Below are 18,405 nucleotides of genomic sequence, written 5' to 3' on the forward strand. Positions count from 1 at the left end.
GAGCCAAGGGAAGCAACTCTTCAACAAGGCGCTTATCGGTTTTCGACTTGCGTAGTCTTAGTCGGCTTTTTCCTTCAGGTTCTCGGCGTATCTGGTCGAAAAGGTCATATACTTTGCGACAGAAATCAAGACCATCCAATAGCTGGTCATCAATTGCCGCGAGTTCGATGCGCGAATCTTTTGGCACTCGAAGCAACCTAACCTTTCTAACCCTTGATATATAAGATGCGCGCTTCTATCCTGAGCTCCCGATGAATGATACCTTCTCGTTTCGGAACTCGCGATGGTGCGAACTCTATCCTTGCTTCTGCGTATGGGACCCGGTTGACACAAGAAATCGCTAATGTCATTCACAATCTCAGATTATTCCTCAAATGTCGGCTTCTCGGAAGTAATCATGATCCCAAGGGAACGTTACTGCTCAATCAATGGGATTTCAGCAACTGTGTCTCCCTACAAACGCTCTACGAGCGACCACAGGGTAAATACTGTGGCTGCGGCGGTGTTTTCGGTGAGGCTTGCGAAGATGGTTGCGCACTGGAGGGTGTCTCGATTGGCGTGATCCGCCTCTATTGAGCTGAAGGGGTCCATGTTTGACTTATAGGCTGGCGAGCATGCGACGGTGGACAACTCTCCCAAGGCCTTCGACGATATGGCTTGCACGGCGTTCCTATAGAAGAGTCCGAGCCCCCATGCTTTGACCTGCTCGAAGTGGTCTTCCAGGTTGCTTTGGCTGGGAGAGGTGTGGACGAGGATGTCCTGGGTGGTGATCTCCGCCTCCTCCGCTCCAAGGGCGATCAGTTGAGCTTGCAATGATTGCAGAAAGGATGGGGTCGGTTCGAAGTGACGGACCGTATCCTGGTGACTGAGGAGATAGGCCTCGTCCCTTACCGTGACGCCGGCCTCGTTTTGGTCTTCGAACATCGCGGCCATGAGACGGATGCTGGCTGTCGCGCTGGCGGCGTAGGCTTGGGGATCTCCATCTTTGTGTTTGTAGGAGTCCAGGACGCTGGCCTGGGTGGCAAGCTCCAGGGCCTTGCTGGATCTTCTTTTGTGGGTGTCTGGTTTAGCAGGGGAGAGTCTGCCAAGGTTGGGCAGGGTCAATAGAGCTGCTCCACTTGGAGCGGTGCTGCGATTAAAGAATTGGCGACGAATGTTCATTTTTTCCCTCTCATCTCTGGCGTTCGGGATTAGGGAATCAGCCTCTTGGCGCAGATTATCGTCCTCTAGAACAGGGGTCAATGAACAATTGAGACAACTTAGTCGCTTTTGCGTGGTTTTTCCCATTGATTCGGTTGATGTTTTAAGCGAGGGGTTCGGTCTGTGCGATGGCTTACGGAGGCTATTTGCAGGCAGGGAAGGGTGTGCTGTTAGAATTCTTAACAAAGCTCAACTGCAAAATTGATTTTCAGATGAGGGCAAAAGGGAGAGTTTAGAGATGGCTTATGTGATTGCGGAACCATGCATCGGGACGAAGGATACGGCATGCGTGGACGCTTGCCCGGTGGATTGCATCCACCCGAAGAAGGATGAGACGGGCTACGGCGATACCGAGCAACTGTTCATCGATCCGGTAGAGTGCATCGACTGTGGCGCGTGCGTTCCGGTTTGCCCGGTTTCGGCGATCTACGCTGGCGACGATCTGCCGGAGAAATGGGCGGCCTTCCAGGAGAAGAACGCGACTCATTTTGGCCGATAGATTCTAAGGTTTGAGTTGAGGCGCGCGGCCATCTGGTCGCGCGTTTTGCTTTTTGGGGTGAGGGTGCGATGAAGAGTCTGGCCTCGGCGGATGTGCTCTCGGAGACGGCGGCGCGGCTGCGAAGCGTGAGTGTCGACGATCGAGCGTTGTGGGGACGGATGACTGCGACGAAGATGGTTCGGCATCTGGGGCACGCCTTTGAGATGGCTCTGGGGGAGCGGATGGTAGAGCCGGTGAAGGGTGTTCCACCGACGGTGATGAAATGGATGGCGCTGCGGTCGGGGTTTCGCTGGCCGAAGGACTATGCGACGCCGCCGGACCTATTGCGCGCTGTGCAGGAGAGCTGTGGCGAGGAGTTCGAGGTGCTGCGGTGTTCCGCGATGGAGAAGATGGAGCGGATGGTTCGCGCATCGGACTGGGCTGCGACGCACCCCATCCTGGGGTCGATGACAGAGAAGGACTGGATGCGGTGGGGATATCTGCATACGGACCATCATCTGCGGCAGTTTGGGCGGTAGAGGATGATTCAGCATGTGGGTGAGGCGATCGTGTTGCGGACGTGGCCCTTCCATGAGGCCGACCTGCTGGTGAGCCTGTTTACGCGGGAGCAGGGGCGGGTGAAGGGAGTGGCTCGGCATGCGATGCGGAGCCGACGGCGGTTCGGCGGGGCGCTGGAGCCGATGACGCATGTGCGGGCCTCGTACTCGGAGAGGCCGAAGCAGGAGCTGGTGCGGATGGACTCGTTCGAGATTGTCTCGTCGCCGCTGAGCAGGCCGATCGACTATGAACGCACGGCGGCGCTGGAGCTGGTGGCCGAGGTGTTGGAGGAGCTGCCGGAAGGGGCGGTGGACGATGCGGTGTTTCGGCTGGCGGTGGCGGCGATGGAGGAGATGCAGGTGGGGCGGGTGTGGATGCCGGTGACGTACTTCTGCCTGTGGATGAACCGGCTGATGGGTTGGATGCCGGAGCTGGGGCATTGCAATGTGTGTGGGCTGGATCTGAGGGGTGGGACGGTGTGGTATTCGCCGACGAGCGATGGGGTGACGTGCGAGGACGACCGGCGGGGTGGGAGTGTTGCGTTGTCGGCGGAGGCGGTGGGCGAGGCGATGCGGATGTTTCGGGGGACGGTGAAGGGGCTGGCTGTGGAGGAGTGGCCGAGGGAGCGGGTGGCGGAGCTGCGGCGGTTCGCAGTGGATATGCTGGAGCGCGGGTTGGAGCGGAGGCTGATGAGTGCGCGGGCCTTGGGGCGGATTTCGTAAATCGCGTTCGTCCGATTCGCTACAATCAGCAGATGGTCTTGGATAAAAAGAAGGCGTTGACGTTTCAAGAGTTGTTGTTTACTTTGCAGCGATTTTGGGCGGACCGGGGTTGCGTTTTGCAGCAGCCGTACGACGTAGAGGTTGGGGCGGGGACGATGTCTCCGGATACGTTTTTGCGGGTGCTTGGGCCGAAGCCGGTGAGGATCGCGTATGCGCAGCCCTCGCGGCGGCCGGCGGATGGACGGTATGGGGAGAACCCGAACCGGCTGTTTCGGCATACGCAGTTGCAGGTGATTCTGAAGCCGCCACCGGAGCGGGTGCAGGAGATGTATCTCGAGTCGCTGGTGGCGATCGGGATCGACCTGAAGGAACACGATATCAAGTTCGAAGAGGACAACTGGGAGTGGCCGGTGGGCGGCGCCTGGGGTGTCGGCTGGCAGGTGATGTTGGATGGGTTGGAGATTACGCAGTTTACGTACTTCCAGCAGTGCGGGGGGATGGATCTGGACCCGATCTGCGGGGAGATTACGTATGGGCTGGAGCGGATCGCGGGGTTCCTGCAGGATGTGGACTCGATCTACGACATCGTGTGGGCGGTGGAGCCGGATACGGGCCGCAAAGTGACGTATGGAGAGATGCGGCTGGCGGAGGAGGAGCAGTTCTCGGCCTATAGCTTCGACTATGCGGATGTGGGGCGGCTTTGGGAGCACTTGAACTCGTACGAGGCGGAGTGTCTGGGGCTGTTGGAGAAGGCGAAGGGCTTTGAGGGGATGGAGACTTTGGAGCTGAAGCGGTTTCCGGTGCTGGGGGCGTATGAGCTGGCGTTGAAGTGCTCGCATATGTTCAATCTGCTGGATGCTCGTGGGGCGATCAGCGTGACGGAGCGCGTGGGTGTGATGGCACGTATTCGGATGCTGGTGGTGGGCGTGGCGAAGGCTTATGCGGCGCAGGGACAGATGCTGAATGAGGTTGCGAAAGAGGGTGTGGCGGTTTGAGGGTTTACGTCCCACCCTTTGCGATGAGACTGCAAAGGATGGGGCACCCGGGCTTTGGTGCGGGTTCTAGTTTGCGGGTGAAGGTGCTTCTCTAATCGCTTGCGGTCAGGATGGGCACTTGGATTGGTTTCAGGATTAGAGAATAGGACGGTTATGGCTGAGTTTTTGTTTGAGATTGGGTTGGAGGAGATTCCTGCACGGATGATCGCAGGGGCGCAGGCGGAGCTGGAGCGGCGCGTGGTGGCGATGCTGGAGCGGGAGCGGCTGGTGAGGGCCGGTGTCGAGAGCAGGGGCTTCTCTACGCCGCGGCGGCTGGCGGTGACGGTGGCTGGGGTCGCGGAGCGGCAAGAGGATGTGGCGGAGGAGTTGGTGGGGCCTTCGGCGAAGATTGCGTTCAAGGATGGGGTGGCTACTCCGGCGGCGGTGGCGTTTGCGAAGAAGGCTGGCGTGGCGGTTGAGGACTTGAAGACGGTTTCGACGCCGAAGGGGGAGTACCTGGCGGCGACTTCGGTGAAGGCGGGGCGGAGTGCGGCGGAGGTGATTGCCGCGGAGCTGCCGAAGGAGCTGGCGGGGATTTATTGGGCGAAGAATATGTATTGGCGGGCGGGGAAGCCGGAGAGGTTCGTGAGACCGGTGCGGTGGATGGTGGCGCTGCTGGGGAGTGAGGTGGTTCCGGTTGAGTTTGCGGGGAAGACGGCGGGGAAGGTGACGTTTGGGCACCGGGTGTTGTTTGGGGATGGGGAGATTGCTGTGTGGGCTCCGGGGACTTACGTAGAGGCGCTGGAGAAGGCTTTTGTGATTGTGGATGTGGAGGCGCGGCGGCATCGGATTCGGAAGGCTCTGGACCGGGCGACCCGGAGCGTGGATGGGCTGCGGTGGCGGGAGGATCATGGGCTGGTCGATAAGCTGACGCACTTGACGGAGTGGGCTTCGGTGGAGGGTTCGGCGGGCAGAGATTCGGTGGTACTGGGTGGATTTGAGGCGGCTTATATGGAGCTGCCGGAGGAGGTGCTGGTGACGGTGATGCGGGATCACCAGAGCTACTTCGCGGTGGAGGATAAGGCGGGGAGTCTGGCTCCGCACTTTCTGGCGGTGCTGAATATGGAGGCCGATGAGGCGGGGCTGGAGGTGATTCGGCATGGGAATGCGCGGGTGCTGCGGGCGCGGTTCAACGATGCCCGGTTCTTCTGGGAGTTTGATCAGCGCGTGCCGCTGGTAGAGCGGGTGAAGCTGCTGGAGAGTGTGACGTTCCAGAAGGATCTGGGAAGCTATGCGGCGAAGTCGGAGCGGGTGAAGAAGGTGGCGGCTGCGCTGGCGGGGTTGGTTGTGTTGCGGGGCGCTGCAGTGGATGTGGTTGCGCTGGACGAGGCGGTGGTGCTGGCGAAGACCGATCTGACCAGCGAGCTGGTGAAGGAGTTTACGGAGCTGCAGGGCGTTGTGGGTGGACTGTATGCGCGGGCGCAGGGGTTCAGCGCGGCTGCGGCCACGGCGATCTACGACCAGTACCTGCCGAAGTCGATGGAGGACAGTGTTCCCCGGACGGTGGAGGGGGCGGTGCTGGCTATTGCCGACAAGGCGGATACGATTGCGGGGATGTTCGGGTTGGGGTTGGAGCCTACCGGGTCGAAGGATCCGTTTGCGCTGCGGCGGGCCGCGAACGGGATTGTGAAGATTCTGGCGGAGAGTGCGGTGGCTTTGCCGCTGACGCTGGGGGAGATCGCTCAAGCAGCGGCTGGGCACAAGGAGGAGCTGGTCTCGAGGCTAGAGGTGTTTTTGGCGGAGCGGCTGGAGTTCTATCTGCGCGAGGTGAAGGGGCAGGCCTATGACGTCGTGAAGGCGGTGCTGGCTGCAGGCGCGAACGATGTCCGGGATGCGGTGGCGAGGGCGGAGGCGGTGACGTCGGTGCGCGGCTCGGATGATTTTGCGGCGGTGTCGGCGGCGTTCAAACGGATGAAGAATATTCTTTCGCAGGCTGGGGAGAAGGGGTTTGCGGCAGGCGCAGTGGTGGATGGGGCTCTGCTGACGGAGGCGAGCGAGAGGTCGCTGGCGGAGCGCTCTGCGGAGCTGGCTGGGGCGGTGAAGGGGCTGCGGGAGCAGGGAAGGTATGCAGCTGCGCTGGAGGCGATTGCTACGTTGCGGCCGCAGGTGGATGCGTTCTTCGAGGCGGTGATGGTGATGGCTCCGGATGCGGCGGTGCGGGGGAATCGGCTGGCTCTGCTGGAGAGAGTGCTGGGAGACTTCTCGGGGATCGCGGATTTTTCGGAGATTGTTACGGCGGGCCTGTAGGCGGGGATTCACAGGTTGGGTGGGCGAATTTGGGTAGAGTGGAGATGAAGGAGATTCACCATGCCTCTACCTACCGATGAAAAGTTGCTGGCACTTAGCGAGAGCCTTGTTGCACAGTTCCAACAGATATTTGGATTGAATCCGGGGTTTCGTCCGGCGCATGCGAAGGGCACGATGTTGACGGGGACGTTTACCCCTTCGGCGGGAGCGTCCAAGGTGACGCGGGCTCCGCATATTGAGCGCGCGTCTACGCCGGTGACGGTGCGGTTCTCGAACTCTACGGGGCTGCCCTTGATTCCGGACAACGATCCGAATGCAAATCCTCGCGGGTTGGCGATCCGGTTCAATCTGGCGGAGCATGTTCACACCGACATCGTGAGCCATTCGACGGACGGGTTTCCGACGCGGACCGGAGATGAGTTTCTGGAGCTTTTGAGAGCGCTGGCGACCTCCGATCCCTCGAAGCCTTCGGATCCGGCGAATCCTTCTCCGGTGGAGAAGTTCCTGGGTGGGCATCCGGCGGCGCTGGCGTTTGTGCAGACGCCGAAGCCCGCGCCTTCGAGCTTTGCGCGGGAGTCGTACTTTGGCGTTACGGCGATGAAGTTTACCAACAAGGATGGGGTGAGCCGGTTTGGGCGGTACAGGATTCTTCCCGATGCTGGGAACGACCATCTGGACGAGGCTGCGACGGCTGCCAAGGGACCGAATTATCTGTTCGATGAGATCGGAGAGCGGGTAGCGGCAGGGCCGGTTGGGTTTCGGATTCTGGTTCAACTTGCGGACGAGGGAGATGTGGTGGACGATGCCACGATCCACTGGCCGGCGAGCCGCGAGGTGGTGGAGCTGGGCCGGATGGAGCTGACGGCTCCGGTGGCGGACAACGCGGCGGAGCAGCAGAAGATCATCTTCGACCCGATTCCGAGGGTGGATGGGATTGAGCCTTCGGACGATCCTTTGCTTGAGCTTCGGGCGGCTGTCTACCTGATAAGCGGGCGGCAGAGGCGGGCGGCGAAGTAGGTGGTCCGGCTGGAAGAGGTGACGAGGATCGAAGCACCGATGGAGCGGTGCTTCGATCTCGCACGAAGCGTCGAGGTGCATGTGCTGGGGAATGTGCACTGGGGTGAGCAGGCCGTGGCCGAGGGTGGGGTCACGGCCGGGCTGCTGGGGCTGGGAGACCGGGTGACGTGGCGGGCGCGGCACTTTGGGGTTCGGCAGAGGCTGACCAGTGATATTACGGCGATGGATGCTCCGCGATACTTTCAGGACACGATGGTGCGCGGGGCGTTCCGCTCGATGCAGCACGATCACTTCTTCCGGGAGTTGGAGGGTGGCGTTACGGAGATGAGGGATGTGTTCCGTTTTGCGGCTCCGATTCCTGTGCTTGGCAGAGTCGCGGAGGTGGTGTTGCTGCGGCGGTATATGACGACGTTGCTGCGGGAGAGGAATCTGGAGATAAAGCGGGTGGCGGAGTCGGAGGATTGGCGACGGTATGTAGAGACCTGAAGGTAGACTCGCTACATGCGAGTTGTGATTCCGGGTGGAAGCGGACAGGTGGGGCAGGTCCTGGCGCGGCATTTTCATGCGAAGGGCGACGAGGTGACGGTGCTGAGCCGCAGGGTTGCGGTGGCTCCGTGGCGGGTGGTGGTTTGGGATGGGCGGACGGCGGGCGATTGGGTGCGGGAGCTCGAGGGAAGCGATGTCTGCATCAACCTGACGGGGCGGAGCGTGAACTGCCGCTATACGCCGGAGAACCGGAGAGAGATCTTTGATTCGCGCGTATTTTCTACTCGGCTGCTGAATGAGGTGATTGCCGGGTTGGAGAGGCCACCGGCGGTGTGGCTGAATTCGAGTACAGCGACGATCTATCGGCATGCGCTGGACCGTCCGATGGACGAGTTCACTGGAGAGTTAGGTGGAGACGAGCCGGGAGCGCCGGATACGTGGAATTTTTCCATCGATGTTGCGAAGGGGTGGGAGGAGGCTTTCTTTTCGACTCCTACACCACGGACTCGGAAGGTGGCGCTACGAAGTGCGATGACCTTTAGCACGGATGCGGGTGGGGTATTCGATGTATTTCTCGGACTGGTGCGGCGTGGGCTGGGTGGCACGAATGGGAAGGGGACTCAATATGTCTCGTGGATTCATGAGACGGATTTTGTTCGTGCGATCGAGCTGTTGATTGCCGATGCGAGGTTTACAGGGGCGGTGAATCTTGCGGCTCCGAATCCTCTGCCGAACCGGGAGTTCATGCGGGCGATGCGGGAGGCGTGGGGGATCGGCTTCGGGTTGCCGACCGCGGAGTGGATGATTGCGATTGGGACGTGGGCGATGCGGACGGAGTCGGAGTTGGTGTTGAAGAGCCGGAGGGTGGTGCCGGGGCGGCTGCTGGAGGCGGGGTTTGAATTTCGTTATACAGAGTGGCCTGTGGCGGCGCGGGAGTTGGTGGAGCGATGGCGGGCGGGGCGGGCGGCGTCGGCTCATTGAGTCTCAGTTGAGCGCATGGGTGAGGGCCTCCTTGTGAGAGGCCCTGGTTTTGACGGCGTGTCTCCAGCGACCATCGGGATGGATCAGGGTATCGAGAAGACTATGCGTTGCTTGCCAGTTGCGTTGTCCCAGACTCTTTCGACTTCGGAGATTGGCACCACTTTGGTTGCAATCTTCAGGCCTGCCGGCTGAACTACCGCGAAGACCTCCCTGATCGCTTGCAATAGAACGGGTTGGCGCACGCTTTTCACTCCACTCCCCATGAGCAAGATCGCAGAGGAGCGAAGTGCGGCGCCCGGTAGCTCGATGTTCTCCTCGCGGCTAGCTCCGCCGACGTGAACGAAACGGACCGGTGTGGCGTCCTCTACGGTCTTTGCGATGGCTACGATCAATGTCTTTGCGCTCTCTCCCCAGAGGTAATCGATGACGACGTCGATCCCGGAGACGAAGACCTGTCTCAGAGCGTTTTCGTAGTCCTTTGCTCCCGAGGGGTGTAGCAGACCTAGAGTGAACGGAATGACGACGTCTGCTCCAAGCTTCTTGACCTCTTCCAGTTCTTCGGCGTTGCGGCCTGTTGCGATGACCTTTGCTGCTCCCAGATACTTCGCCAGTTGAACGGCGAGCCTACCGGCGGTTCCGGTTGCACCGTTGATCAGAACCGTTTCACCGGCCACGAGGTGAGCCCGCTCCACTAGTGCGGTCCAAGCCGACATGCCGGGGTTTGCGATTGCGGCTGCTGTTATGTCGTCGAGAGAGTCGGGGAGTTCCAGGCATTGATCGGAGGGAACGGGACAGAGTTCCGCGAGAGCGCCAAACGGTGCTTGGGGCAAGGCGAAGTAGACTCGCCGTCCATCCTGGGTTAAACCGACGCCGTCTGACCCCGCCACTGCAGGAAAGTCGCCGTTCGAGCTGTAGTGCGAGCCAGACGCTCGCGATTTTGAGAATTGGCTCAGTGCGGACGCTCGCACCGTAATGAGTTCTTCCCCTGTCTTTGCAACGGGTCTATCGAAATCGCCATAGACGGGTGTCTTGCCTGCTGCGGTGACAACTGCTGCTTTCATGCAATCCCTCCTTCATTATTGAGGCGGTGATATGTAAAATTGAACAACGTTAGAATAAATCTAACACCGTTCAATAAAAACAAGTCAAGCTTGTTATTCTGGATTCCATGAAGATCAACCGGGACATGGTGACACGAGCGGGGCTGAAGCTGCTGAACGAGGATGGCCTGGAGCAGTTGACGCTTCGCCGCCTCGGGGTTGAGTTGAATGTTCAGGCGGCCACGATCTACTGGCACTTCAAGAGCAAAGAGGATCTGCTCGACGAGATGGCGACTACGGTTCTTGCGGAAGGAGCAGGCAAGCTCGTTCCAGCACGGAAGACGTCCGACTGGAGGGTGTGGGCCTCTACCTTTGGAGAAGGGCTACGGAAGACGCTGCTTGCCTACCGTGACGGTGCTCGCATGGTGGCAGGAACGAGGCTCACCGATGTGGAGTACCTGAAGACGGTCGAAAAGATCGGCAACCAGATGCTTGCCTGTGGGTTCTCGGTGCGAGCCTCGGTCGTTCTGTACAGCACGATTTACAACTACACGCTGAGCTTCGTCATGGAAGAGCAAGCTGTGTTTCCACGCCCTGGCGAGCGGTCTCCGCGCTACTCCATCGAAGAGCGCAACGCACGGCTTGATCCGGCGGTGTTCCCGTTTCTCCGGCAGACATCGGCGATCCTGTTCGATCGATACGACCGGCGTTTTCGGGAGGGTTTGGAGTTGATTCTGCAAGGTGCGGAGCCCCGGAGTGCAACGGAGGATCCATAAGGAGGCTTCCTCTGACTTCATCCGTAAGTGATTAGCGCCGCGCAGTGACCGTTAGTTGAGGCGCTGGAGGCGGGCGATGAGCTTTTCGGCGAGGGGTTCGCCGGACTCGGTCCAGAGGAGGCGGCTGGAGATGCCGCAGTGTTTTTCGACGGAGAGGGTGAAGGCGAGGAGCATCTCGATGTTCTGCTGGATGCGCTTCTGGGCGAGTTCGTCGAGGGCTTCGTCTTCGAGGGTGTCGTCCATGACCCAGGGGGTGTCGAGGCCGAAGTCGACGCGGATGTGGCCGTTCTGCTCGAAGCCGGCGTCGTCGAACTGGGGGCCGAAGCCGAGGACGCGGACGGTGGTGGGACGGAGCTTCCAGAGAGGGTCGAGCTGGGCGTCGGCTGACTCTTCGCCCGTTTCGGAGTCCAAGTCGATATCAGGGAGGGATTGGTTGCGGCGGGAGGCGATGGCTCCGAGCTCGGGCGACCAGAGGTTCCACTGCATCTCGAACTCGACGGCCATGTCGTCGTGGAGGTGCTCGGTGGCTTCGGCGACGGCGTTCTCGATGATGGAGTCGGAGGTGTCTTCGGAGCGGTCGTCGTTGACGTAGATGCGCTGGTAGGTGGGAGATTCGGTGAAGTTGATGGGGTAGACGGTGGCGGCGACGACGCGCTTGGCCTCGGGGTTTCCACTGACGAGGGCGAACTGGCGCAGCACGGAGGTCAGGGCGGCGGGGAGGGCCTCGAAGCGGAAGTTGGGGAACCAGAGACTGAGGTAGAGCTGATCGGCCATGACTCCAGTTTATAGGGTTTACGCGATGGGAGTGAGATGATGGTAGTGGCGCGAACATGATTGTTTCAGTAGAGAGGCTGCGGATCTGGTTGCTGGCGGGGGCGGCCCTTTTGGTGCTGGTGATCGCCGGATTTTTGGGATATGCCCACTATCGGGCGCACCGGTTCATTAAAGATCTGCCGCGGAAGCTGGGAATCGATATTCGTCAGGAGACGAATGGGGTTACGTATTCGCAGTCGGTGAAGGGAAAGACGATCTACACGATCCATGCGGCAAAGACGCTCCAGCACAAGGATGGGAAGGTCACTCTGCAGGATGTAGGGATTGTGCTGTATGGGCGGGGGGATGGCAGCGCGGACCGAGTGGACAGGATCTACGGGAGCGAGTTCGAGTACGACCAGAACGCCGGGGTAGTTCGGGCGATGGGGGTAGTGCATATCGATCTGCAGGCCCCTGCTCCGGTGGTTACGAGTGCCAAGGTGGGCTCTGCCGCGGGGCATGATGCTCATGGGGGCAAAGGCAACGGGCAGGATGAGCATCTGATCCACGTAAAGACGAGTGGGTTGGTGTTTTTGCAGAAGCTGGGAGTGGCGGCGACGGACCAGGACCTGGAGTTTGTGTACAACGGAATGACGGGACATGCGCGGGGGGCTGAGTACAACTCGGATACCGGGATGCTGGTGCTGCAGTCGGCGGTGAAGATGAACGGGATAAAGGAGGGGGAGCCGGTGGTGTTGACGGCCTCCAGGGCGGAGCTGGACCGGCAGAAGGAGCAGGTGGTGTTGGCCCGGGCGGTGTATACGATATTGGGCGGAGGGGCGGGGACGCGGGTTGCGAAGGCGGATCATGTGGTGGCGTTTCTGCGGCACGATGGTTCGGTGGAGAGGGGCCAGGGTGAGGGTGAGGTCTCGTTGTCGGATAGCGCTGGCGGTGAGGTGACAGCGAAGCGAGGAGAGGTGACGTTGAATCCGCAGAGCCAGCCGGAGACCGCGGTGCTTACGGGCGACGTTCGGTATACGGCGGATGAGCCGCTGCGGCAGGCTCGAGGTGAGGCCGAGGAGGCTCGAGGGCGCTTCAACAAGGCGGGTCTGCTAGAGCATGTAACCCTGACGGGTGGGGTGCATGTGCATGAGCGGACACGAGCGGTCGAGACGGAGACGGTGCTTTGGAGCGAGCGCGACCTGGGTTCGAAGGGGCTGGAGCTGGCGGTGAGTTCGGGGAGCGATAAGCGGCTTCAGCTACGGGAGGCGGTTGCGAGCGGGGATGCGCGGTTGACGGTGGTGAATCCGCCGGTGGCCGGGGATAAGGCGGCGAAGGGGCCGACGACGAGTGCGATGTCGGGGGATGTCTTGACGGCCCTCTTCGAGACGCGGGACGGGGGAGCGCACGTCAAGAATGTGCATGGGGTGGGGCATACGGTGCTGCGACGCGTAAGCACGACGGGGGCTACGGAGACGAGTTCGGGGGATACGGTGGACGCGGAGTTTCGTAGCGGTAAGGTGGTTTCGGGTGGGCCGCCGCGATCTGGGAAGGGTGTGACGGCGATTGGGCAGGGAGCGGACGAGATTTCGACGGCGGTGCAGCAGGGGCATGTGGTGATGACGAATCTGCCGGTGGCGAAGCCGGGCGGGGTGGTCAAGGCCAAGGGAAGTCCGGGTGGAGGCGAGGAGCAGAGAGCGACCGCGGACCGGGCGGTCTATGACGGCTCGACGGAGAAGGTGACTTTGACGGGGACGGTAGAGGTGTCCGATACAGGCAGCGTGATATGGGCGGACCGGGTGGTGATGGATCAGCAGACGGGCGATGCGGCGGCGGATGGGAGTGTGAAGGCGACCTATCAGCAGGCCGAACAGGCGGGGCAACCGGCGGCAGCCGCGGGAGAGCCGGTGCATATTCTGGCGGTGCGGGCGGAGTTGAAGCACGATGCCGGGCAGGCGTTCTTCTATGGGGTCGCTGGGAGGCCGGCGCGGCTGTGGCAGGGGGACTCCCAGGTGATGGCTCCGGTGCTGCAGTTCGAGCAGCGGGAGCGGCGTATGGTGGCTCGTGGGGAGGATGGAGATAAGGGGATGGGGGTGCACGCTGTGTTCGTGAGTACGGCCTCCCCAGGCACCCCGGGCGTCGCAAAGAAGGGCGAGACGGCGAAGAAGCCGGTGCCGGTCCGGGTGACGAGTCATGTAATGACGTACAACGACCTTGCCCGGCGGGCGGATTTTGACGGGGGAGTGCTGGTGGAGGATGCCGATGGGACTATGCGGGCGCAGGGGGCGGTGGTCTTCCTGCAGGCGGCTGGTTCGGCGAAGGCAGGGGATGCCGGCAAAAAGGCTCCGCCGCAGGGCGCTTTTATGGGGGGCAGCGTCGAGCGGATGGTGGCTTCGGGGCGGGTGGAGATGACGCAGCCGGGACGGCGGGCGACTGGAGACCGGTTGGTGTATACAGCCTCTGACGGGCTTTTTGTGATGACGGGAGTGCCAGGAACGCCGCCCAAGATGATGGACCAGGCACAAGGCGAGGTAACGGGCGCGTCTTTGCAGTTCCATGCGGGCGATAATAGTGTTGTGGTTTCGAATGGAGTGAATGGCGCCGCGGGGCAGAGGGTTCGCACCGAGACGCGGGTGAAACAGTAACTTATGAGGACGTTGTCGACCGAAGAGATTGGAAAGTCGTACGGTGGCCGCCAGGTAGTTCGAGGCGTGACCTTGAAGATCGAGCAGGGCGAGGTGGTGGGCTTGCTGGGGCCGAATGGGGCGGGCAAGACGACGAGCTTCTACATGATCGTGGGGCTGGTGCGGCCGGACGCGGGCCGTGTGCTGATGGACGAGCATGACATCTCGCGGCTGCCGATGTATCTGCGGGCGCGGAACCATGGAATCAGCTATCTACCGCAGGAGCCCTCGGTGTTTCGCAAGCTGACGGTAGAGGATAATATCCTGGCCGTCCTTGAGGCCCAGGATCTGAGCTGGGAGAGCCGCAGGACGCGTACAGAGAAACTCATAGAACAGTTGAACCTTGGGCACGTCCGCAAGACCCGGGGATATGCGCTGAGCGGAGGCGAACGGAGACGCGTTGAGATCGCGCGGTGCCTTGCGATTCAGCCAGCCTTCATCTTGCTGGACGAGCCTTTTTCCGGTATTGACCCGATTGCGGTTCTGGATTTACAAGAAATTATATTCGGGTTAAAGCGGAGCGGAATTGGTGTGCTGATCACGGATCACAATGTGAAAGAGACGTTGGCCGTGACGGATCGAGCTTATATCATCAACGAAGGCAAGATCTTTCGCACGGGAACGCCTGGAGAGCTGGGGCGTGATCCTGAGGTGCGACGAATCTACCTGGGTGATAAATTTTCCATGGATTAGGTTATATGGTTGGGTATGGCGGAGGTTGGCATACAACTTCCGTTGCAGTACCCGGTTGCTATCGATGCACTCCGTAGAGCCCAGGTCTGAGGGTAGACTTACAGCCAAGCGGAAGCGATGTTGTGTAGACTGTGGCGAAGCCTGGAGTTGAAGAGGTTGTGTAGCCACGCTTGCACGATGAGCGCCAAACGAAAACACCTTATTCCGCAAAATTCTCCGGGGTGTTCAGAAAGGTAGATACGTGCAGCTGCAACCCAAGCTGAATTTGAAGGTCTCGCAACGCCAGGTGCTCACGCCAGGGCTTGTGCAGATGGTCAGCGTCCTCGCGCTGAACAAGCTTGAGTTGAAGGAGATGATCAACACGGAGATGGTGGAGAATCCCGTGCTGGAGGAGCTGGAAGAGTCCTCTCTGACGCTCGACGAGCGATCCGGACAAGAGGGCGACCGGGAGCGTTCCGCCCAGGAGGTCGCCGCCGAAGGGGAACGGGTCGAAAAAGATCCTTTTGATGAGATCGATTTTGGAAGCTATTTTCAGGATTACCTGGACCCGGGGTTCAAGACCGCCTCGAACTTCGAAGAGTACGACAAACCCTCCTTTGAGAACTTTCTCTCTCAGCCCAGCTCTTTGAGCGACCATCTTGCGTGGCAACTGGGATCGCTGTCGCTGACGCCTGCGCTTCGCTTTGCGACGGACCTGGTGGTAGGCAATCTGAACGAGACGGGTTACCTGGTGGCCAGCGATGAAGAGCTCGCCGATGCGCTGCTGCAGTTTCTGTCCTCTACGCGGACTGAGCCTATTCCCTTCGAACGTGGCATGAAGCCCCGGGATGGCGAGCTCTCGCATTCGGGTGAGGAGCAGCTCGAGAAGACCAACGGTGCAGCTTCTGTGGATCTAGCAGCCGGCGCGGATGAGGCGAGAGTCTCGGCCCTGGAGATTATTCAGCAGGCGCGAAAGATCGTGAACTATCTCGACCCTGTAGGAGTCGGCGCGAGAGATCTGAAGGAGTGCCTGCTCATCCAGATCGACGCGCAGCGGGCGGAGGCGGCGCTGGTATTGAAGCGGCGCCAGAAGAACGCCGCGAGCAGCAACGGCGCGGGCTATGAAGGCGAGGCGCCGATCACTTCCAACGGAAAGGTGCATGACCGGTCCGATCTCTTCGAGATTGGCGCGCACATCGTGTCGCAGTGCCTGCCGCTGTTGCAGAAGAAGGATATGCGCGAGCTGACCCGATCCTGCGGGCGCTCCGCTGAAGAGGTGATGGCGGCGGTGGAGTTTATCCGGACGCTGGATCCGCGGCCCGGCCAGCAGTACAACGAGACGGAGACCCGGTTGATCGAGCCGGACGTGGCGTTTGTGAAGCGCGACGATGTTTACGTCGTTCTGATGAACGAAGAGGATATGCCGGCGCTTCGATTGAACCAGGGCTATCGGAAGATGCTGCGGGAGAAGAAGACGGAAAAAGAGGTCAAAGAATACGTCAAGGAGCGTTACAAGTCCGCGATCCAACTGCTGCGCAACATCGAGCAGCGGAAGAACACGATTGTGCGGACCTGCGACGTGATTGTGCGGCGGCAGCAGGAGTTTCTGGAGCATGGGGTTGAGGCTCTGAAGCCGATGATGATCAAAGAGGTGGCGGAGGAGATTGGGGTTCATCCCTCCACGGTGAGCCGCGCGGTGGCGAACAAATACGTCCATACGTCGCAGGGCGTGTTCGAGTTACGGTTTTTCTTCTCCGAGGGCGTGAATGGGCCGGAGGGCGGGGATCTGCCGCTGGTTCTTCTGAAGCGGAAGGTCAAAAAGCTGATCGAAGACGAAGACGAGCGCAAGCCGTTGACGGACGATCAGCTCGCGGCGGAGCTGCAACGGCAGGGAATTCAGGTGACTCGCCGAACGGTAGCGAAGTACCGCGAAGATATGCAGATTCCTAGTACACACCAACGTCGTGTACGCTGACCGACAGCGTATTTTAGATGGTACGAGGTGAGTGCATGGAAATTGAGTACACCGGTAGACAAACAACCATTACGAAGAAGCTGAAGACGATGGCCGATGCCGGACTGGATCGTGTTGCCAAGATTGTTGGCAGCGCCTGCAGCGTGCATGTGATTCTGACGACGGAGAAGTATCGGCAGAGCGCCGAGATCACGTTGAAGACCCGGACCGACAAGTTGGTGGTGAAGTGCGAGGGGACCGAGATGGTCGTGGTCCTGCACGACGCATTGAGCAAGATCGAACAGCAGGCGATTCGCCATAAGCAGAAGACGACGACCATCAAGCGGCACTCCAAGGCTGGAGCCAAGGGGCCGAAGGGCACTTTGGAGGAGGTCGTCGAGCCGGTGGAGACGGTGAAGGTCTCGCTGAAGAAGGCCGCGGCCAAGAGCAGCATCGGACGGAAGGCAGTGCCGATGCTGGTGCACTCGTTTCCCTCTCGTTCGCCCTTGCCGGAGCCGCATGTGGTCCGCTCCTCCGATTCGGTGGCGCTACGGCCGATGTCGCTGGAGGAGGCGGTGAAGGAGGCGGCGTTCCGCGATCGCGACGTATTTGTCTTCCGCGACCACCTCGGTCAGGCGATGGTTCTTCACCGGAAGCGCGACGGAAAGATGGAATTGATCGAGATTCCTTAGCCGGGAGGCTTTGGTCCTCACATTCTCTCAGCGGGCTAAATTTGCGGTGATCTGCCGCTGAAATAGCCCAGTGTCTCCGCGAGTGCTAGGATTTCGGCATGGCAGGCAAGCAAGTGAAGCAAGCGAAGAAGTCTGTACGGAAAAGGGTTTTACAGCCAAAGGCCGAGCAACCGGCGCCGGGACCGAAGCCGCAGGGTGAGTTAGTCATCCTGACGGGCATGTCCGGTTCCGGCAAGCTCTCGGCGCTCAAGTCCTTCGAGGATCTTGGGTACTATTCGGTCGATAACCTTCCGTTGGACCTGGTGCCACGGTTCGCGGATCTGATCCGGCAGTCGAAGGAAGGCCAACGCGCCGCGCTGGTCGTGGATGTGCGCGAGGGGATGCGGCTGGATGAGTTTCCGGCGATCCTCAAGAAGGTGCGCAAGATCCTTCCGACGCGTGTGGTGTTTCTGGAGGCCAGCGACGATGCGCTGGTGCGGCGTTTTTCGGAGACGCGCAGGCCGCATCCGATGGGACGCAGCGAGACGGTCCTCCGCTCGATCAAGGCAGAACGGAAGCGGCTCGATCCGATCCGAAACGTCGCGGACATCGTGCTCGATACGACGAAGTTCAATGTGCACGATCTGCGGGCCCACATCAACGCACAGTTCGAGCGTGAGGAGAGCGACCGGAATCTTACGATCTCTTCGACGAGCTTTGGCTTCAAGAACGGCGTGCCCTCCGAGGCGGATCTGGTCTTCGATGTGCGGTTTCTTCCGAATCCCCACTTCATTCCGGAGTTTCGCAAACTGACAGGCAAGCATCCCAAGGTCGCGAAGTATGTACGGCAATTTCCGCAGACGCAGGAGTTTCTGGATAAGACGACGGATATGCTTACCTTCCTGCTGCCGCACTACATCAAGGAAGGGAAGAGCTATCTGACGGTGGCATTCGGATGTACCGGCGGACAGCATCGATCGGTGTTCATCGCGGAAGAGATGAAGAAACGGCTGATAGCAAATGGATATCGCGTGAAGACGGCACACCGGGATATGCCGCGGTAGGTGTGATCCCGGCCAGGGACGCACTAGAATAGTAGGATGCGCAGGATGACGAGAACGATCGGGAGTGT

Annotated in this window: 17 protein-coding genes; 14 read left to right on the top strand and 3 right to left on the bottom strand. The window is 60.4% G+C overall.

Features of this window, described 5'->3' with window-relative positions; translation table 11 throughout:
* Positions 1-453 precede the first annotated feature (453 nt).
* Positions 454-1,161 carry a hypothetical protein gene (locus HB393_RS19640; protein ID WP_213806893.1) on the bottom strand — a complete coding sequence of 236 codons (708 nt, stop codon included), beginning with the start codon at positions 1,159-1,161 and terminating at the stop codon, positions 454-456.
* Positions 1,162-1,438: 277 nt separating this feature from the next.
* On the opposite strand from HB393_RS19640, the gene HB393_RS19645 reads away from it, so the two are divergent.
* From HB393_RS19645 to HB393_RS19680, 8 genes are all read left to right on the top strand, one after another.
* Positions 1,439-1,699, top strand: coding sequence for a ferredoxin family protein (locus HB393_RS19645; protein ID WP_213806894.1), 261 nt, complete (start codon positions 1,439-1,441; stop codon positions 1,697-1,699).
* 68 nt (positions 1,700-1,767) lie between these two features.
* On the top strand, positions 1,768-2,217 hold the full coding sequence (locus HB393_RS19650) for a DUF1569 domain-containing protein (RefSeq protein ID WP_213806895.1): 450 nt from the start codon (positions 1,768-1,770) through the stop codon (positions 2,215-2,217).
* A 3-nt stretch (positions 2,218-2,220) separates the two neighbouring features.
* Entirely contained in the window at positions 2,221-2,958 is a 738-nt protein-coding gene (gene recO, locus HB393_RS19655) for a DNA repair protein RecO (RefSeq protein ID WP_213806896.1), read from the top strand.
* Between the two features lie 32 nt (positions 2,959-2,990).
* On the top strand, positions 2,991-3,953 hold the full coding sequence (locus HB393_RS19660; protein WP_213806933.1) for a glycine--tRNA ligase subunit alpha: 963 nt from the start codon (positions 2,991-2,993) through the stop codon (positions 3,951-3,953).
* A 153-nt stretch (positions 3,954-4,106) separates the two neighbouring features.
* Complete coding sequence (gene glyS, locus HB393_RS19665; protein WP_213806897.1) at positions 4,107-6,239, top strand: glycine--tRNA ligase subunit beta; 2,133 nt, start codon at positions 4,107-4,109, stop codon at positions 6,237-6,239.
* A 60-nt stretch (positions 6,240-6,299) separates the two neighbouring features.
* A complete protein-coding gene (locus HB393_RS19670) occupies positions 6,300-7,256 on the top strand; it encodes a catalase family peroxidase (RefSeq protein ID WP_213806898.1) in 957 nt (318 codons plus the stop codon).
* Positions 7,257-7,742 (top strand): SRPBCC family protein, encoded by a 486-nt coding sequence (locus HB393_RS19675; RefSeq protein WP_213806899.1) that lies wholly within the window; start codon positions 7,257-7,259, stop codon positions 7,740-7,742. It begins immediately after the preceding gene.
* Between the two features lie 15 nt (positions 7,743-7,757).
* Positions 7,758-8,723, top strand: coding sequence for a TIGR01777 family oxidoreductase (locus HB393_RS19680; RefSeq protein ID WP_213806900.1), 966 nt, complete (start codon positions 7,758-7,760; stop codon positions 8,721-8,723).
* Between the two features lie 83 nt (positions 8,724-8,806).
* Here the strand turns inward: HB393_RS19680 and HB393_RS19685 are convergent, their stop codons facing one another.
* Positions 8,807-9,784, bottom strand: a complete 978-nt coding sequence (locus HB393_RS19685; protein ID WP_213806901.1) for a zinc-binding alcohol dehydrogenase family protein — start codon at positions 9,782-9,784, stop codon at positions 8,807-8,809.
* Between the two features lie 107 nt (positions 9,785-9,891).
* On the opposite strand from HB393_RS19685, the gene HB393_RS19690 reads away from it, so the two are divergent.
* Positions 9,892-10,539, top strand: a complete 648-nt coding sequence (locus HB393_RS19690) for a TetR/AcrR family transcriptional regulator C-terminal domain-containing protein (RefSeq protein WP_213806902.1) — start codon at positions 9,892-9,894, stop codon at positions 10,537-10,539.
* Between the two features lie 51 nt (positions 10,540-10,590).
* Here HB393_RS19690 and HB393_RS19695 read toward each other — a convergent pair whose 3' ends face one another.
* Positions 10,591-11,313: a hypothetical protein gene (locus HB393_RS19695; RefSeq protein ID WP_213806903.1), complete on the bottom strand. Its 723-nt coding sequence runs from the start codon at positions 11,311-11,313 to the stop codon at positions 10,591-10,593.
* A 56-nt stretch (positions 11,314-11,369) separates the two neighbouring features.
* Between HB393_RS19695 and HB393_RS19700 the strand changes: the two genes are divergently transcribed.
* The 5 genes from HB393_RS19700 (at position 11,370) to rapZ (ending at position 18,337) form a co-directional block, all read left to right on the top strand.
* Positions 11,370-13,937 (top strand): LptA/OstA family protein, encoded by a 2,568-nt coding sequence (locus HB393_RS19700; protein WP_213806904.1) that lies wholly within the window; start codon positions 11,370-11,372, stop codon positions 13,935-13,937.
* Between the two features lie 3 nt (positions 13,938-13,940).
* Positions 13,941-14,669, top strand: coding sequence for an LPS export ABC transporter ATP-binding protein (lptB, locus tag HB393_RS19705; RefSeq protein WP_213806905.1), 729 nt, complete (start codon positions 13,941-13,943; stop codon positions 14,667-14,669).
* A gap of 241 nt (positions 14,670-14,910) precedes the next feature.
* Entirely contained in the window at positions 14,911-16,623 is a 1,713-nt protein-coding gene (locus HB393_RS19710) for an RNA polymerase sigma-54 factor (RefSeq protein WP_213806906.1), read from the top strand.
* A gap of 35 nt (positions 16,624-16,658) precedes the next feature.
* Entirely contained in the window at positions 16,659-17,294 is a 636-nt protein-coding gene (gene raiA, locus HB393_RS19715) for a ribosome-associated translation inhibitor RaiA (RefSeq protein WP_213806907.1), read from the top strand.
* Positions 17,295-17,392: 98 nt separating this feature from the next.
* Positions 17,393-18,337, top strand: coding sequence for an RNase adapter RapZ (gene rapZ / locus HB393_RS19720; protein WP_213806908.1), 945 nt, complete (start codon positions 17,393-17,395; stop codon positions 18,335-18,337).
* The last annotated feature ends 68 nt before the right edge of the window (positions 18,338-18,405 follow it).

Source organism: Granulicella sp. dw_53 (assembly GCF_018449545.1).
Taxonomy (GTDB): domain Bacteria; phylum Acidobacteriota; class Terriglobia; order Terriglobales; family Acidobacteriaceae; genus Edaphobacter.

Coding starts and splice junctions, on each gene's coding strand:
- HB393_RS19640 (WP_213806893.1), bottom strand. CDS start 1,161: ATGAACATTCGTCGCCAATTCTTTAATCGCAGCACCGCTCCAAGTGGA.
- HB393_RS19645 (WP_213806894.1), top strand. CDS start 1,439: ATGGCTTATGTGATTGCGGAACCATGCATCGGGACGAAGGATACGGCA.
- HB393_RS19650 (WP_213806895.1), top strand. CDS start 1,768: ATGAAGAGTCTGGCCTCGGCGGATGTGCTCTCGGAGACGGCGGCGCGG.
- recO (WP_213806896.1), top strand. CDS start 2,221: ATGATTCAGCATGTGGGTGAGGCGATCGTGTTGCGGACGTGGCCCTTC.
- HB393_RS19660 (WP_213806933.1), top strand. CDS start 2,991: ATGGTCTTGGATAAAAAGAAGGCGTTGACGTTTCAAGAGTTGTTGTTT.
- glyS (WP_213806897.1), top strand. CDS start 4,107: ATGGCTGAGTTTTTGTTTGAGATTGGGTTGGAGGAGATTCCTGCACGG.
- HB393_RS19670 (WP_213806898.1), top strand. CDS start 6,300: ATGCCTCTACCTACCGATGAAAAGTTGCTGGCACTTAGCGAGAGCCTT.
- HB393_RS19680 (WP_213806900.1), top strand. CDS start 7,758: ATGCGAGTTGTGATTCCGGGTGGAAGCGGACAGGTGGGGCAGGTCCTG.
- HB393_RS19685 (WP_213806901.1), bottom strand. CDS start 9,784: ATGAAAGCAGCAGTTGTCACCGCAGCAGGCAAGACACCCGTCTATGGC.
- HB393_RS19690 (WP_213806902.1), top strand. CDS start 9,892: ATGAAGATCAACCGGGACATGGTGACACGAGCGGGGCTGAAGCTGCTG.
- HB393_RS19695 (WP_213806903.1), bottom strand. CDS start 11,313: ATGGCCGATCAGCTCTACCTCAGTCTCTGGTTCCCCAACTTCCGCTTC.
- HB393_RS19700 (WP_213806904.1), top strand. CDS start 11,370: ATGATTGTTTCAGTAGAGAGGCTGCGGATCTGGTTGCTGGCGGGGGCG.
- lptB (WP_213806905.1), top strand. CDS start 13,941: ATGAGGACGTTGTCGACCGAAGAGATTGGAAAGTCGTACGGTGGCCGC.
- raiA (WP_213806907.1), top strand. CDS start 16,659: ATGGAAATTGAGTACACCGGTAGACAAACAACCATTACGAAGAAGCTG.
- rapZ (WP_213806908.1), top strand. CDS start 17,393: ATGGCAGGCAAGCAAGTGAAGCAAGCGAAGAAGTCTGTACGGAAAAGG.